At 41.5% G+C, this 14,913-nt stretch carries 14 protein-coding genes; 9 read left to right on the top strand and 5 right to left on the bottom strand.

Translation table 11 applies throughout. The features are described from left to right. Nucleotides 1-778: 778 nt before the first annotated feature. Entirely contained in the window at nucleotides 779-943 is a 165-nt protein-coding gene (locus tag LA303_RS01950) for a hypothetical protein (RefSeq protein WP_240526260.1), read from the bottom strand. A 31-nt stretch (nucleotides 944-974) separates the two neighbouring features. Further along, entirely contained in the window at nucleotides 975-2,432 is a 1,458-nt protein-coding gene (locus tag LA303_RS01945) for an NAD(P)/FAD-dependent oxidoreductase (protein ID WP_240526259.1), read from the bottom strand. Nucleotides 2,433-2,649: 217 nt separating this feature from the next. On the opposite strand from LA303_RS01945, the gene LA303_RS01940 reads away from it, so the two are divergent. Then, on the top strand, nucleotides 2,650-3,384 hold the full coding sequence (locus LA303_RS01940; RefSeq protein ID WP_240526258.1) for a CDP-alcohol phosphatidyltransferase family protein: 735 nt from the start codon (nucleotides 2,650-2,652) through the stop codon (nucleotides 3,382-3,384). A 35-nt stretch (nucleotides 3,385-3,419) separates the two neighbouring features. Here LA303_RS01940 and lptB read toward each other — a convergent pair whose 3' ends face one another. Continuing rightward, entirely contained in the window at nucleotides 3,420-4,169 is a 750-nt protein-coding gene (lptB, locus tag LA303_RS01935) for an LPS export ABC transporter ATP-binding protein (RefSeq protein ID WP_240526257.1), read from the bottom strand. Between the two features lie 316 nt (nucleotides 4,170-4,485). Here lptB and recQ point away from each other — a divergent pair, with 316 nt between their 5' ends. Beyond that, on the top strand, nucleotides 4,486-6,693 hold the full coding sequence (gene recQ, locus LA303_RS01930) for a DNA helicase RecQ (protein ID WP_240526256.1): 2,208 nt from the start codon (nucleotides 4,486-4,488) through the stop codon (nucleotides 6,691-6,693). 3 nt (nucleotides 6,694-6,696) lie between these two features. After that, nucleotides 6,697-7,143 (top strand): DUF4296 domain-containing protein, encoded by a 447-nt coding sequence (locus LA303_RS01925; RefSeq protein ID WP_240526255.1) that lies wholly within the window; start codon nucleotides 6,697-6,699, stop codon nucleotides 7,141-7,143. On the opposite strand, the gene LA303_RS01920 is transcribed toward LA303_RS01925, so the two are convergent. Both LA303_RS01920 and deoC read right to left on the bottom strand, forming a co-directional pair. Beyond that, on the bottom strand, nucleotides 7,093-7,518 hold the full coding sequence (locus LA303_RS01920; RefSeq protein ID WP_240526254.1) for a hypothetical protein: 426 nt from the start codon (nucleotides 7,516-7,518) through the stop codon (nucleotides 7,093-7,095). The genes LA303_RS01925 and LA303_RS01920 overlap by 51 nt on opposite strands. Nucleotides 7,519-7,536: 18 nt before the next feature. Beyond that, nucleotides 7,537-8,391, bottom strand: coding sequence for a deoxyribose-phosphate aldolase (gene deoC / locus LA303_RS01915; protein WP_240526253.1), 855 nt, complete (start codon nucleotides 8,389-8,391; stop codon nucleotides 7,537-7,539). Nucleotides 8,392-8,624: 233 nt separating this feature from the next. Between deoC and LA303_RS01910 the strand changes: the two genes are divergently transcribed. The 6 genes from LA303_RS01910 to LA303_RS01885 all read left to right on the top strand — a co-directional run bounded on the left by LA303_RS01910 (nucleotide 8,625) and on the right by LA303_RS01885 (nucleotide 14,911). Then, nucleotides 8,625-8,771, top strand: a complete 147-nt coding sequence (locus LA303_RS01910) for a hypothetical protein (RefSeq protein WP_240526252.1) — start codon at nucleotides 8,625-8,627, stop codon at nucleotides 8,769-8,771. 3 nt (nucleotides 8,772-8,774) lie between these two features. Further along, a complete protein-coding gene (locus tag LA303_RS01905) occupies nucleotides 8,775-8,969 on the top strand; it encodes a hypothetical protein (RefSeq protein WP_240526251.1) in 195 nt (64 codons plus the stop codon). A 353-nt stretch (nucleotides 8,970-9,322) separates the two neighbouring features. Next, complete coding sequence (locus LA303_RS01900) at nucleotides 9,323-9,853, top strand: lipid-binding SYLF domain-containing protein (RefSeq protein WP_240526250.1); 531 nt, start codon at nucleotides 9,323-9,325, stop codon at nucleotides 9,851-9,853. An 82-nt stretch (nucleotides 9,854-9,935) separates the two neighbouring features. After that, complete coding sequence (locus LA303_RS01895; RefSeq protein ID WP_240526249.1) at nucleotides 9,936-10,988, top strand: DUF481 domain-containing protein; 1,053 nt, start codon at nucleotides 9,936-9,938, stop codon at nucleotides 10,986-10,988. Between the two features lie 69 nt (nucleotides 10,989-11,057). Next, on the top strand, nucleotides 11,058-13,502 hold the full coding sequence (locus LA303_RS01890) for a mechanosensitive ion channel domain-containing protein (RefSeq protein WP_240526248.1): 2,445 nt from the start codon (nucleotides 11,058-11,060) through the stop codon (nucleotides 13,500-13,502). Nucleotides 13,503-13,720: 218 nt separating this feature from the next. Beyond that, nucleotides 13,721-14,911, top strand: coding sequence for an efflux RND transporter periplasmic adaptor subunit (locus LA303_RS01885; protein WP_240526247.1), 1,191 nt, complete (start codon nucleotides 13,721-13,723; stop codon nucleotides 14,909-14,911). The last annotated feature ends 2 nt before the right edge of the window (nucleotides 14,912-14,913 follow it).

Raw genomic sequence — 14,913 nt, 5'->3', positions numbered from 1 at the left:
TAATCACGGTTGTTAAAAGAGATGTTTCACTACGTTCAACATGACAAAACAGTTAGCTTTTGGAGTTGTCATTTGCTCTTTTTGTTTTTGGGGATTTCAAACTTGGTCATTAGTCATTGGACATTGGAAAGGATAAATAATAATTGACAGGTACTTAACTGTTGATTTTTCAACATCTTATCACATTCCTGCTGTCGTCCTGAACGGAGCGATAGCGAAGTGAAGGATCTAAAAACAATCACGGCTGTTAAAAGAGATGTTTCACTACGTTCAACATGACAAAACAGTTAGCTTTTGGAGTTGTCATTTGCTCTTTTTGTTTTTGGGGATTTCCCACTTTAGGCACTTGAAGTATTTGAAGTACTTGAAGTTTGAAGTTAAAAGTACTTAAAGTAAAAAAGATACATATCTTGTGTTTGAATCAGTTCCGAAGGGATTAAAACCAGCGACCTCTGAATAAATTCAGCGTCAATGGCGATAAGTCGTCCCTCCGGGACTCCATTACACTACATCTTATCGGTGCGTTCGAGCGGACACTCAAACGATGAAAGAGGCCGTTAAACGAGATGCTTCGCGTTGCTCAGCATGACAAACCGGTTGGTTTTTGGGATTTGAGATTTTTTTGTGATTTGTTTTTTTGTCTTTTGGGATTTCTCCCTTTAGGGCACTCATCTTATCCGTGTTTACCCGTCAGAGAGCGGATGAAGTCGAAAAATTCATCGTCCGGGCGGATGCCCGAACGATGAAAGGAAAAGTCATGAATGCAGTAAGCCCGCTTTTAAGAGTGGCCCCCTACAACAATACGTAAAATCTTAATATTCAAGACAATCCATCGTATAACCTGCCAGGGCCAAAAACGGCGCCAAAACAATGTGGTTTTCGTAGGCATTGGCGGATACGATTCTTCCGAATAAGCTTCGGTTCTCATTTCCTGTTCTTTCATCTTATACTGTTTTTTGTTTATTATCAATAAATTATTCAGGCAATAACCACCAGAACGGATAACCTTTGGCTTTGTGTAAAAACATATAATGCATAAACCATTTCAGCCAATGTCCGGCCAATCCGGCTTCACCAACGGTATAACGTAAATCACGCCCGTAAGTAGGATATTTTTCCCAGTCCTGTACAATGGGGAAAACCGTCATGGTGGCAGCTGCTCCTTTGAAGTGACCAAAACCGGCCGAAACAATACAGGCAGCTCCCATCCGGGCCATGGAGGCTTTATGTTTTAACGAGTCATCTCCTTTTTTAATCCAGTCGATAATATTATCGGCAATTACTTTCCCAATAACGCCGGAAGGCATACCGGTACGCGGCGGAGCCGGAAAAATACCGGTTCCGTTAGGACTGAACATGGGTTTAGAAATCGGATGCGGCGGCGCAAAAGCAATTCCTGCGGCAAAAATATTTTTGTAATCCGGATTCTGATAAGTGGATGGCCAGTCAGAAGCTTTCCATTCTTCAAAAGGCTTTTTGGTGTAATCGGCATCTACTTTCATAAATCCGTTAGGAGCAAACAATACCGAAGTAATATCTTCTCCTTTTTTATTGTATGCTTTCATTCCCGGTCCACTGAATGCAGGAATCAACATAGAAAAGTCAAAAGTTTCTTCATGTTCGGTACCATCAAGCAACTCGTAAAAGATTTTTCCCGGTTCCACTTTTTTCACTCCGGCCCGTTTTATCCAGCCAATATTCCGTTCTTTCAAAAACGACTCGGCAAAGGTTTTGGTAGAAGTAATATATCCGCCTCTTTTGATGTAAGCGCCTCCCATACCAAAGTCACCCACTTCGTATTCATTGGTCAGCCACTTGAATTCAGCCAGATGTTCCAGTTTACGTTTAGCTATTTCATAATGCACATTAAGAATGTACTCAAAAGCCGCTCCCTGACAAGTAGCTCCCGGGTGACCGGTACCAATAATGAATTTTTGTTTTTCTCCTTTTTCCATCCGTTCGATGGATTCTTTCAGCTTTTCCCATGCTTCGGCAGCATGGCTAAAAGAACAAACGGATACGGTATTTTTTCCAGGTCCCAGTCCCTCGGTGGCATCAAATTTCAATTGGGGACCGGTGGCATTAATCAGAAAGTCGTACTCTACTGTTTCGGTTTCTCCTATTTTATCCTGACCGGTATATTCAATGGTCACATACCCCCGGTCTGATTTTTCGTTTCCTTCAGGATGAATGGAAACTGCCTTAGCCTGTTTGAAGATAATTCCTGATTTTTTGTAACGGTTTTCCAGTCTGAATTTTACCTGGTCCGGAGTCATCCGGCCCACACCAATCCAAATATTAGAAGGAATCCAATGATAGTGCATGGTCGGTGCTACAACAATAACATCGTGTTTTTTACCCAGTTTCTTTTTAAGCCAAGTAGAAGCGGTATGGCCGGATATGCCAGCGCCCAGAACGAGTATTTTTGCCATAATTTATATTTAGTTTAAATTAATACCGGGCACAAAGCTAATAAAAAATTTAGAATGATTACAGTTAACTCCTTAACAACAGCGGGGGCTTCGGTTTGATACAAGTACAGAAGATCATTCGGTTAAACAGGGAAATAAAAAGCGCCGGAACAAACTGTTATTTTTTCTTTTTTTTCGGATAAAAAAATGGTGTATTTTTGAAACAGAAAAACACGGCATGACAATTAAGCAACATATTCCCAACAGTATCACGCTATTGAACCTGACAGCGGGAATAATTTCTATCTATTTTGGAGTAAAAGGCTCTCCGAACGATTTGGTTTTTGCCGGTATTTTCATTTTTATCGGAGCTTTATTTGATTTTTTTGACGGATTTTCAGCCCGTTTGCTCGGGGTAAAATCGGCCATCGGCTTACAGCTCGATTCGTTGTCGGATATGGTAACTTTTGGTGTGGCCCCCGGATTTATTCTATATCAGATGATTTTGCGCAGCCATGGAAATCCCACAGCCGAGGGGCTTGATTATTTACCCTTTTTTGCGCTGCTTGTCCCCTGGATGTCCGCAGTACGACTGGCAAAATTCAACATAGATAAAACACAGGCGACCTCTTTCAAAGGCTTGCCCACTCCGGCTTTAGCCATTTTAATTGCCTCTTTACCGCTTATCCGGCAAGAGCTTTATGCTTCAAAGGATTTCTGGTACATGGTTTTCACCAACAGTTATTTCTTACTGTCGATTGCTCTATTCGGTCCTTTGTTGATGGTGAGTTCTTTTCCGATGTTTTCGTTGAAGCTTAAAACGTTTGGATGGAAAGAAAACATGATAAAGTATTCCTTTTTAATCCTTTCGCTTTTATTGCTCGTTTTTTTGAAAATGGTGGCTATTCCGTTTATTATTCTGCTTTATCTTTTTTTATCGCTGATCCTGTTTCTCACCGATATTCAGGGGTAAAACCATCTTGATCAGAACACCGAAAAAAACAACAGCTAATTTCCTTCTGTCATAAAATCTTTTTTCCGCAGTTCAAAATTCCGTCCGAGATAAACGCGGCGTACCTGTTCGTCATTGGCCAGATCTTCAGATGTTCCGTATTTAAGTACCGAACCTTCAAAGAGGAGGTAGGCCCGATCGGTAATGGAAAGGGTTTCATGAACGTTATGGTCAGTAATTAAAATACCAATGTTTTTTGTTTTCAGTTTGGCCACAATATTTTGAATATCTTCCACCGCAATGGGGTCTACACCGGCAAAAGGTTCGTCCAGCAAAATAAACTTAGGGTTCACCGAGAGGGAGCGGGCAATTTCAACCCGGCGGCGTTCACCACCGGAAAGCTGTATCCCCAGGCTTTTTCGGATATTTTGCAAACCAAACTCATCCAATAATGATTCCAGCCGTTCTTTTTGCTGTTCCTTGGTCATATCCGTAAATTCCATGACCGCTCTAATGTTATTTTCCACACTCAACTGACGAAATACAGAAGCTTCCTGTGCCAGATAACCGATTCCCAGCTTGGCTCTCTTGTACATGGGAAGTTCCGTTATTTCCATATCATCAAGATAGACATGACCTTCGTAAGGTTTAATCAGCCCCGTCATCATATAAAAGGTCGTCGTTTTCCCGGCTCCGTTGGGTCCAAGCAGCCCAATAATTTCTCCTTGATTTACCTCAATAGACACCTTTTTTACCACTGTCCGCTGATGATATTTTTTCACTAAATTTTTTGTCCAAAGTTTCATGCCTGAAAATTTTTTATCGCAAACCGGGCTTTTTTCATCCCGGGGAGAACATTTCTGTCAAAAATGATATAAAATTCTGTGAACCAGATTTTTTTGTTTTAAATACCGAATTACTGTTTCCCGTGCGGGTTTGGTGATGATTGGTTTTTATTTTTTCTGAAATTTTCAACTGTCCAAAAAAATTTTTTCACATCGTTGTGAAATATTATTATTATATTTGTAATAATCCAAAAGGATAACAATGAATAAAATTCAACATCGTTAAAGGTCTTGAATTTTCTTCAAAAGTACGATTTAAATTTATATGACGAGACCTATGGAAAGCGCAAATCGTGATGTATATGGGCTGCGACCATTACTCAAAAGCTTTTTCGGATTCTCCAGTTTTAAAGGAAATCAGGAAAAAATCATCAATAATTTGATGGAAGGAAACGACGGCTTTGTGGTGATGCCTACCGGCGGAGGGAAGTCGTTGTGCTATCAGCTTCCGGCACTGGTAAAACCCGGAACCGCCATTGTGGTTTCTCCTTTGATTGCCCTGATGAAAAATCAGGTGGACATGGTACGCAATTTTGGCTCCGAAAACGGTATTGCTCACGTCATGAACTCCTCGCTTTCCAAAACCGAAATGAACCAGGTTCGTTCGGATTTGCTTTCGGGTAAAACCAAGTTGCTTTATATGGCGCCGGAGTCGTTGACAAAAGAGGATAACATCGAATTTTTAAAACAGATTAAAATCTCTTTTTATGCCATTGACGAAGCCCACTGTATTTCGGAATGGGGGCATGATTTCCGGCCGGAATACCGTAAACTGAGGCCGATCATTCAGGCTATCGGCCAGGATGTACCCATTATTGCCTTAACCGCTACTGCCACCTTAAAAGTACAGGAAGACATCCTGAAAACGCTCAATATTCCCAATGCCAAAGTTTTTAAATCGTCTTTCGACAGACCCAATTTATACTACGAGGTCCGGCCCAAAACCAAAGATGTTATCAAAGACATCATCAAATACATCAAAACCCAACCCGGGAAATCGGGAATTGTGTATTGCTTAAGCCGGAAAAAAGTAGTAGAGATAGCCGAAACACTGGTGGTCAACGGAATAAAAGCCGTGCCTTACCATGCCGGACTGGATGCTGCTACCCGCAGAAACAACCAGGATAAATTCCTGATGGAAGAAGTGGATGTAATTGTGGCTACCATTGCTTTTGGCATGGGAATTGATAAACCCGACATCCGGTTTGTCATTCATCATGACATACCCAAAAGTATTGAAGGGTATTATCAGGAAACCGGTCGGGCAGGCCGCGACGGCGGCGAAGGAAACTGTATCACTTTTTACAGCTACGATGATATTCAGAAGCTGGAAAAGTTTATGAAGGATAAACCGGTTGCCGAACAGGAAATTGCCAAAGAACTGCTGTTTGAAACAGTGGCTTATGCCGAATCGTCGGTATGCCGGCATAAACTGCTTCTGCACTATTTTGGCGAAGAATACAACAAAGATAATTGCGGCGCTTGCGACAATTGTCTGCATCCGAAGGAGAAATTTGAGGGGAAAGAGGACATCAAAAAAGTGCTGGAGACCGTTAAAGAACTGAAACAGCAGTACAAAGTAAAGATGATTGCTGATATTTTGGCCGGGAAAAAAACAGGCGATATAAAAGCCATCAAACTGGATAAAAATCCTATTTTTGGCAGCGGAAAAGAGAAAGACAGCCGCTATTGGGTAATGGTTATCCGGCAAGCCCTTATACAGCGGTTGCTGGAAAAAGAAATTGAAAATTACGGTATTTTAAAGCTTACAAAATCAGGTGAAGAATTTATTAAACAACCCTACAGTATTATGATTGCGAAAAACCATAATTACGAGAACGAAAACGACGAGAACGTTGTCGTTCCGGGGAAAGGACAGAAACTGAGTGGTTCTGATCCGGTATTGTTTGCCATGTTGAAAGATTTGCGAAAAGAGATATCGCAACGCGAAAACCTGCCTCCTTTTGTTATTTTCCAAGATCCTTCACTGGAAGATATGGCCATTCAATATCCGATTACCATCAATGAAATGCAGCAAATTGTGGGAGTAGGTGTTGGAAAAGCCAAAAAATACGGTCAGCCGTTTTGTGACCTGATCAAACAATACGTAGAAGAAAACGACATTATGCGCCCCAACGACATCGTGGTGAAGTCGGTCGTCAATAAATCGGGGTTGAAAGTGTATATTATCAAAAGCATTGACCGCAAATTGCCCTTAGAAGACGTTGCCCATGCCAAAAACCTGACCATGGACGAGCTTCTGACAGAAATAGAACGAATTGTTGCTTCCGGAACCCGGTTAGATATCAGTTATTATATTGATGAGCACATCGACGAATACCATCAGGAAGATATTTACGACTACTTTTTGGAGGCAGAGACCGATTCGGTGGAAGATGCCTTGCAGGAACTGGGTGAGGCGGAATACAGCGAAGAAGAAATCCGCTTAATGCGTATTAAGTTCATGTCGGAAGTGGGAAACTAAATCATGTTCAAAAAGCCGGTTATTTTTCTATTGATCACGCTGCTCCTTACAGGATGCTATAAGGTGAACAAAGATGTTGTTCCCAAACCGGCCAACCTGATCCCCAAAGAAAAAATGGCTGACATTTTAACCGACATGGAAATTATTGAGGGCGCTAAAGTTTACAACCGGGGACGTTATCCGGGCTATCCGGACAGAATAAAAGAATATTACCAGATTTTATTTGACCGTTATGGCGTAACTAAAGACCAGATAAAAGCCAGCCTAAACTATTACAATAACCGGGGAGATGAAATGGCTTCCATTTATGACCGGGTTTTAAAAAACCTTCATGAGAAACAGGCTCTCCTGAATCTGGAGCAGGAAATCCGGCGTAATCAGCAGCAGGTTTTTCCGTACCTATTTAAGGAAAACGGCCTGATGGACTTTTGTTACAACCCCATCATTTAAGGTGTAGATAAAATCGATGCACGAATCACTAATCCAGGTGCCGGTTCCTTCGTCGATAGTATATCCCGGAGTTCCGGTTACGGCATCTTGAATAAGAAGGGTATTACCAATCACCTCCCCATCGATACGGCCGCTCAGGTTACTGAAATTATACAAATAAACTTTGGTTTGAGGGTATAATTTATGCCGCTCAATGGTTACGTCGTATTTCTGATTCGCCGTGCTATCCGTCACATGCCAAACACCAATGAATTTAGCCACGGCATCAACCGGCGCTTTAGGCGTAGTGGGTTCATCTTCTTTGCAGGAAAAAATCCCGAAAAAAAGCAGAACAAACAAAAAAACACCTATGCCTGTTTTTACCGGTTTTATCATAATGTTATTTCATTAAAATCAAACAGTGGCCAATTCTTCCACCGCTTCGTAAAGATTGCCGGCAAGACGACTGGCACCAATACGGAAATAACGGTTGTTCAACCATTTTTCGCCCAAAACAGCCTGTACCAGCAAATAATAATTCAACGCTTCTCCGGGAGTTGAAATACCTCCTGCCGGTTTTATACCCAGCATTTTTCCTTCGGATTTATAATATTCTTTAATGGTATCGAGCATAATAAGCACAGCCTCGTGAGTAGCTGCCGGCGTAATCTTTCCTGTGGATGTTTTTAAAAAGTCGGCTCCGCCTTCAATAGCCAATTCACAAGCTTTTCGTATCATCTCCGGGGTTTTCAGTTCTCCGGTTTCAAGAATAACTTTCAGGTGTTTTCCGGCACAGGCCTCTTTGTGTGCTTTAATTTCGTTAAGAACATAATCGGTATCTCCTTCGAGAAGCCGCCCCCGGCTAATTACCATATCTATTTCATCGGCACCATTTTCCACCGCGTAGGAAACTTCAAGTATCCGTGCATTTAAAGGAGATTGTCCGCTCGGGAAAGCTCCTGCTACACAAGCGGTTTGAATACCGGTTCCATGAAGTGCTTTGGAAACGGTTTGGGCAAAAACCGGATAAACACAAACGGCAGCTGTTTTGGGAGTCCCCAGTTCTTTATTCTCAAATCCGACAGCCTGCTGACACAATTGGGTTACCTTTTCGGTAGTGTCATCGCCGTTGAGTGTGGTTAAATCAATAAGTCCTAAAATTCTTTTGTATAACCCCAACAGTTCTGCCGGGTTAAATTGCTGATTCAAAATCTTTTGTGCCCGCCCTGTCAGTTCAGCAAGCGATGAATTATATCGGTTGAATTTCATGTGTTTGTCATTTTTAAATTCAAGGCAAAGGTACGGGTTTTTGTAAAACCTGCCGTTTTCGGAAAAACAGATTATCCGAAAATGTAAAGAAAAGAAAGTCTTGGGAAACGAAAACCCGGTTTTATTCTGCAAGCAAAAAAATTTTTAACCAATAATTTTTTGACAAACAACAAATTACACATTTAAAACCTTCACCTTTTATATCATGGCACAGGTGTTGTTACCTTGTTCCCATGAGCAAGACCAAACCGGAAGAAAAAAAGGAAAAAGCCAAAGTGCATCATTATTACAAATGTCCGCGCTGTGGTTATGTTTCCATCGTAAAAAATTCATATTGTCCGGTTTGTGCAAAAGAAGGTTTAAAAATTAAACTTCAATAGTTTATGGAATCGGTTATCGAAATGAATCAGACTTTTTCTCTTGAAGAGTTAGCCCGTAAAGGACTAAAAGAGAGAGATGTAAAAGAGCTTTCGGCCAAAATATTTGTTAAGGATGACAAGGTTTATTTTTTTGATGAAATTGAGAATAAACATTACCGTCTTTACTCCGTTATTCACAAGCGATCCTTTTTCCTTTAATTCGGGTTTAATACCCACAAAGCCCGCCCTTAAAAGCCTTGTTTCGCTCCTGTAACAAGGCTTTTTTATTTTTGATCTCGTTGCGTGAGGGATTGAAGTGGCAGCGAGGCCGGGCGCAGGCCGATGGATGCCGGCAGAAACGGAGCGACCAGAGGAAGCACCCGGAGATGCCGCAGCAAAACACGGCCTGCACCCGGCCGACTAAAACGGAAAGCCCGGCTCCGCCTTGGCGGAGACACGCCCTAAAACATTATACATAAAGAAAGTCGCTCATACACAAACATATTTAAAATTGTGACTGTATTAAATATTCCTTAGTTTTGTAACGGTATTCATGAAATAACTATCTATTTATGAAATTAAAACTCATTTTCTTCGGGTTCTTCTTTTTTGCTGTAGCAGGAACACTGTTGTCGCAAAATTCAAAAGAACGGGAAAACATCAGCGCGTCGCGTGCCATAATTCAGGAGTTTAAACAAAAAGACCCGGGAATCAGTAAATTTTTTCAGAGTGCTTACGGGTATGTGGTTTTTCCGCATATCGGAAAAGGCGGATTAGGTATTGGTGGTGCCGGGGGAAAAGGAACGGTTTTTAAACACGGAAAACCGGTGGCTACTGCAAAAATGACCCAAATCACCATCGGTCTGCAGGCCGGTGGACAGAAATATGCTGAAATCATTTTTTTGGAAAACAAACAGGCATATGACCGCTTTACCGGGAACAGCTACGAATTTGCTGCTCAGGTATCGGCCGTGGCACTGAAATCAGGCGTATCGGAAGATGCACAATACCGCGACGGAATGCTGGTTTTTACCATGGCCATCGGTGGATTGATGTACGAAGCTTCGGTAGGCGGACAGAAATTTAAGGTCATATTTTACTAAAACACACTGCAGCGTGGTGTTTCTCTCCGGATAAATATTCATTCCGGAAGCGGCACGTTATTTTTTTGCTAACCCAGAGTCAATGAAAAACGTTACTCTTTTCTTTCTTCTCTTGCTATTGTTCATCATGCCGGGATGGAATACGGTTTCGGCCCAAACCATTGCCGATACCCTGGTAATGAATAACGAAAATGTACTTGTGGGTGAAATCAAAGAGATGACCCACGGGGTTTTGCAGATGAAAACCAAGTACAGTGACAGCGACCTGAAACTCAAATGGGATCACATTAAACAAATTCATACCCAGCGATTTTTTATTATCTATCTGGAAAAAGGCATTCATTATTACGGCACGCTGAACACTAAGAAAAATCAGCCTGGCAAAATATACCTATTTGATTTTCAAAAAGGAGAAGCGTTGGTACCGCAAGGAAAGATCATTTACCTGAAAGAGGCTGACCAGACTTTTATCAGCCGGCTCAGCCTGGATATTTCGCTGGGCTATTCGCTGGCAAAAGCAAACAATACCAGCCAGTTTATCACACGGGTAAACTCCGGATACCTGGCCAATGTGTACAGTGTCCGGATAAATTACAGCATGAACCGGAATTTTCAAACGGTAGATGACACGCTAAAAACCAAAATACGCCGTACGGAAGCCAACTTTGCCGGGAAATATTTTCTGAAAAAAAGCTGGTTTTTAACCGGTTCTGCCAATCTGTTGAGCAGTACCGAACAAAAATTAAATTTGCGAACCACTACCCTGTTCGGTGTGGGGAATTTTCTGATCAACGATCATGTTCATTATTTATCCATTTCCGGCGGCGGCGTGTGGAACATTGAGCGCTATTCTGAAAATGACCAGCCGGACAAAAACAGTCTGGAGGCTTTTTTCAATATCGAATATGTGCTGTTTAATTTTGGCGATCTGAACATTAACACCAATCTGGATATTTATCCCGGAATAACAGAAAAAGGGCGTTTGCGTTCTGATTTTAATTTGAATATGAAATATAAATTCATTGCAGACTTTTTTATTAACCTGGGGTTTACTTACAACTTTGACAATCAGCCGGTAGCAGGTGCCCCAAAATGGGATTATCTTTTTGAAACCACCATCGGATGGGAACTTTAATTGGTTTTTTATTTTAAATTTGACCGCAATATGCTATTATTCTTTACTCATTCGGAACAACGAAAAACCATGCTGAAGACGGATTTTTATTACCGGAACCTGATCTCTTTTTTTCTTACTGTCGTTATCTTATTACCGGGCAGTCTGTCAGGACAAAATCAACCTGCCGAAAAACAGGCTGAGAAAAAAGAGATTACCATAAACATTGCCAATATTTCGCAACAGTCGTCGGAAGCCATTTCGGATATCCGCCAGATGAAAGAACGCCTGATACAAACATCGGAATTGCAGCGCGAAAAACATGTTGTCGATTCATTGGTTACAACTCTGGACAAACAAATTAAAGCCGGGAAAAAACTGGACAAAGAGGCTTCAGGCACCAGAAAATTGCGCGCCAGCCTGATTCTTTTGCGACAGCAAAAGAGTATCGTTTCCGGAAAAAAAGAGGAGTTGAACCGTTTACTGAATCAACTGGCAGAAAACAAAAACATCCTTTCATCAAATCTTGACTATTGGAAAAAAGCAAGAACAATCATCCGAAAAAAGAAGATGGGGAAAACCGTAGAGAACTCGGCCAACGATGTGATTTTTTTGCTGTCAGAAACCATTTCTTCGGTAAACCGGCTAACCAATACCGTAATGGGAATGATCCGGAAACTCTCTGCGCTGGAGTTGGAAATTGATGCCCGCATTTCTTCGCTGGATAAAATCTTACAGAAAAAACAGAAAGAAATCCTTTCGGAAAAACAGCCTTCTTTTTTCGCTCTTGATTTCCGCAACATCAGCAAAAAAAGTCTTGAAACTCCGCTGAAACAACTTTATGAAGTGGATCTGAAGAATCTCGGAAATTATCTGTCGCGGCACTCGGGCACCGTGGCTTTCCACATCATTCTGATCATTGTTTTAATTTTTGTTTTTATCCGGCTCAGCAAAACCGAATTGGCCGTTGAAAAAGGAGAAGGGGCTTCTTATATCAAAAGGCTGAAACAATTGTTGTCGCGGCCGGTGAGTACCGCTTTAATTGTGGGAATTTTTGCTTCAGCCATTATTTATCCAAACCGCCCGCTGATCTTCAGAGACTTGGTCATTCTGTTGATTATCATCCCCATTATCATTCTTTTACAGAGCATTATCAAAAAACGGTTTCACTTTTTTATTTATGCTTTTTCTGCTGTTCTTGTAGCCATCATCTTTTATTCTTATTTGCCGGTTTCCAATGTTTATTCGCGGATCTTGCTGCTGTTCATTTCGGTGGTTGAATTGCTGGCGGCCCTTTATTTCATTATGGTATTCCGAAAAGAAAAGGAAAGCCGGGAGCGGTTCGGAAAAGTGTTGTTCTTTTTAAGTTACGGAGCCGCCTTGTTCATTATTGCCGGGCTGGTAGCCAACCTGATCGGAAAAGTGATGCTGGCCAAATATCTGCTTTTTTCCATTGCTGAGATGGTGCTGGTCTTTTTCATTATTATGGTAACGGCTGTAATGTTTAACGGCTTAGGCATCGCCTTTGTTTGCAGCCGGGGGGCACAAAAAAGCAATTTCATCAAGAAAAACAAAAGCTGGCTGATTAAAAAGATTCCCCGGTTTATCAATTTTGTGGCTGCTTTAATTCTGATTCATTATCTGTTAGTCATTTTTGGTTGGGAGACAACAATTTCTCAGGCATTGGAACAGTGGCTCTGGCATGAATATAAAATTGGTTCTCTTGCTTTTTCATGGGGGAAATTATTTGTTTTCCTTTTTATCATCTGGTTTTCTATTTTTCTGGCACGCATCGTCAGAGATGTTTTGGAAGAAGATATTTTAGACCGGCTGAAAATGGAAGAAGGCCTGCCACACACCATTGCCATGATGGCCCGTTATACTTTGATCACCATTGGTTTTATTCTGGCTTTTAGCGCACTGGGCATGCCCATGAGCGACCTGGCCATTATGTTTAGCGCTTTCGGTGTAGGAATTGGCTTTGGTTTGCAAAATATTTTTAACAACCTGGTTTCCGGATTTATTCTGCTTTTTGAACGTCCGATAAAAATAGGCGATACCATCGAAGTGGGCGATTTAATCGGAAAAGTGCGTTCCATTGGTATCCGGGCCAGTAATATTCGTACTTTTGACGGAGCAGAAATCATTATTCCCAACGGGAATTTGATTTCCAGCGAAGTAATTAACTGGACATTGTCCGATCAGCGCCGGCGTATTGAAATAAAAATCGGCGTGGCTTATAATAGTGATCCGCAAAAAATAAAAGCGTTGATGCTGGGGCTACTGGAAGGACACCCGGATGTGGCGAAAGATCCTGCCCCTGGAATTTATTTCATTGAGATGGGTGACAGTGCATTGATATTCAGAATTTTATTCTGGACCCATCAATATGGAAAGTGGTATTCTATCCGGAGCAACATGATGTATGAAGTTTTTCAGACGCTGAAAGAAGCCGGAATAGAAATTCCGTACAACCAGCTTGATCTGCATATCCGTTCTTCCAACGAAAAAGGAATTCACCACAAACAACAGTAATCTTTTCGCTGTTGCCGGTATTCTTTTTTTCAGGTTGTTCCGGTAAAAGACCGGTGAATTACAGAATTAAAAATAGAATTACAACATGCTGATTTGCAATTTTTTATAAAAAGTAATAATTTCTTTTAGCCGCTTTTCTTTAAAAAAATGGAAAAGAAAGGTTAAAATTTTATACTTTCGTTTTTAAATATGTTCTTGAAAATATAATCATCGTTCGTATGAAAAAATTTACATTTCGTTTATTTAGCCTGGCATCAATAGCTTTCATGCTGATTTTCACCGCTTCCTGCGGAAGTAAAAAGAAAGCGACTCCGCCTCCTCCAAAAATTCCTGTTGTTGCTGTTTTACAACACAACGTTCCCATTTACAAAGAGTTTGTGGGACAAGTTTACGGTGAAATGGATATTCCCATCCGTGCCCGGGTTTCCGGTTTCCTTGAAGGAATTTATTTCCAAGAAGGCCGGCGGGTAAAAAAAGGACAGTTACTGTACAAAATTGACCCTCAACCTTATCAGGCCAAAGTTGCTCAGGAGATGAGCAAACTGGCAGAGGCCAAAACATCTTTCGTAAAAGCCCAGAGCGATCTGGAACGAATAGAACCTTTGGCCAAAATGAACGCCGTGAGTAAAAGTGACCTGGATGCGGCCAAAGCCCAGTATGATGCGGCCAAAGCGTATGTAGAAGCCGCTCAGGCCAGCGTAAGACTGGCTAAAATCCAGTTGGGTTATTGCTCTATTTACTCGCCAATAAATGGTATTATCGGAAAAACCAATGCCAAAGTGGGCGAATTTGTAGGACAAAATCCCAACCCGGTGATTTTGAATACCGTATCAAAAATCAAACAGGTAAGTGTGGATTTCTATTTGCCCGAATCCGATTATTTGTCACTGGCACGAAGTTATCGCGCTGATTCGGCGAAAATGGAAAAAGTACGGAAAAGAGGAGAAACCAAAGGAAGCCTGCAGCTGATCCTGTCCGATGGGTCTACTTATAAATATCCCGGAAAAGTAGATTTTATCAACCGGCAGGTTGATCCTACCACCGGAACGATTTTAATTCAGGCTACTTTCCCCAATCCGGACAAGGTACTTCGTCCGGGACTTTTTGCCCGCGTAAAAGCCCGCATTTATGTTGATACCAATGCGTTACTGATTCCGCAACGTTGTATCCAAGAAACCCAGGGAAAATCAAGCGTTTTTGTGGTACAAGACAGTGTGATCCGTTTTGTTTCGGTGGAAACCGGTCCGACAGTGGGTGATATGTGGATCATCAAAAAAGGCCTGAAAAATGGAGATCATGTGGTGCTGGAAGGGCTCCAATATGTGAAAGACGGAATGAAAGTAATTCCTGAATTAAAAACCTTCCAATCGCAATCAAAAGTCGTTAAACAACTTCTTAATAACCAATAGCT

The sequence above is a fragment of the Candidatus Sulfidibacterium hydrothermale genome, assembly GCF_020149915.1.
Lineage (GTDB): Bacteria > Bacteroidota > Bacteroidia > Bacteroidales > F082 > Sulfidibacterium > Sulfidibacterium hydrothermale.
This window is presented reverse-complemented; position numbering and strand designations above follow the sequence as displayed.

What these genes read in the sequence shown, in the direction of transcription:
- LA303_RS01950 (WP_240526260.1), bottom strand. Translation starts at nt 943, where the DNA reads ATGAAAGAACAGGAAATGAGAACCGAAGCTTATTCGGAAGAATCGTAT.
- LA303_RS01895 (WP_240526249.1), top strand. Translation starts at nt 9,936, where the DNA reads ATGAAAAACGTTACTCTTTTCTTTCTTCTCTTGCTATTGTTCATCATG.
- LA303_RS01905 (WP_240526251.1), top strand. Translation starts at nt 8,775, where the DNA reads ATGGAATCGGTTATCGAAATGAATCAGACTTTTTCTCTTGAAGAGTTA.
- LA303_RS01885 (WP_240526247.1), top strand. Translation starts at nt 13,721, where the DNA reads ATGAAAAAATTTACATTTCGTTTATTTAGCCTGGCATCAATAGCTTTC.
- LA303_RS01925 (WP_240526255.1), top strand. Translation starts at nt 6,697, where the DNA reads ATGTTCAAAAAGCCGGTTATTTTTCTATTGATCACGCTGCTCCTTACA.
- deoC (WP_240526253.1), bottom strand. Translation starts at nt 8,391, where the DNA reads ATGAAATTCAACCGATATAATTCATCGCTTGCTGAACTGACAGGGCGG.
- LA303_RS01920 (WP_240526254.1), bottom strand. Translation starts at nt 7,518, where the DNA reads ATGATAAAACCGGTAAAAACAGGCATAGGTGTTTTTTTGTTTGTTCTG.
- LA303_RS01890 (WP_240526248.1), top strand. Translation starts at nt 11,058, where the DNA reads ATGCTGAAGACGGATTTTTATTACCGGAACCTGATCTCTTTTTTTCTT.
- LA303_RS01940 (WP_240526258.1), top strand. Translation starts at nt 2,650, where the DNA reads ATGACAATTAAGCAACATATTCCCAACAGTATCACGCTATTGAACCTG.
- LA303_RS01900 (WP_240526250.1), top strand. Translation starts at nt 9,323, where the DNA reads ATGAAATTAAAACTCATTTTCTTCGGGTTCTTCTTTTTTGCTGTAGCA.
- recQ (WP_240526256.1), top strand. Translation starts at nt 4,486, where the DNA reads ATGGAAAGCGCAAATCGTGATGTATATGGGCTGCGACCATTACTCAAA.
- lptB (WP_240526257.1), bottom strand. Translation starts at nt 4,169, where the DNA reads ATGAAACTTTGGACAAAAAATTTAGTGAAAAAATATCATCAGCGGACA.
- LA303_RS01945 (WP_240526259.1), bottom strand. Translation starts at nt 2,432, where the DNA reads ATGGCAAAAATACTCGTTCTGGGCGCTGGCATATCCGGCCATACCGCT.
- LA303_RS01910 (WP_240526252.1), top strand. Translation starts at nt 8,625, where the DNA reads ATGAGCAAGACCAAACCGGAAGAAAAAAAGGAAAAAGCCAAAGTGCAT.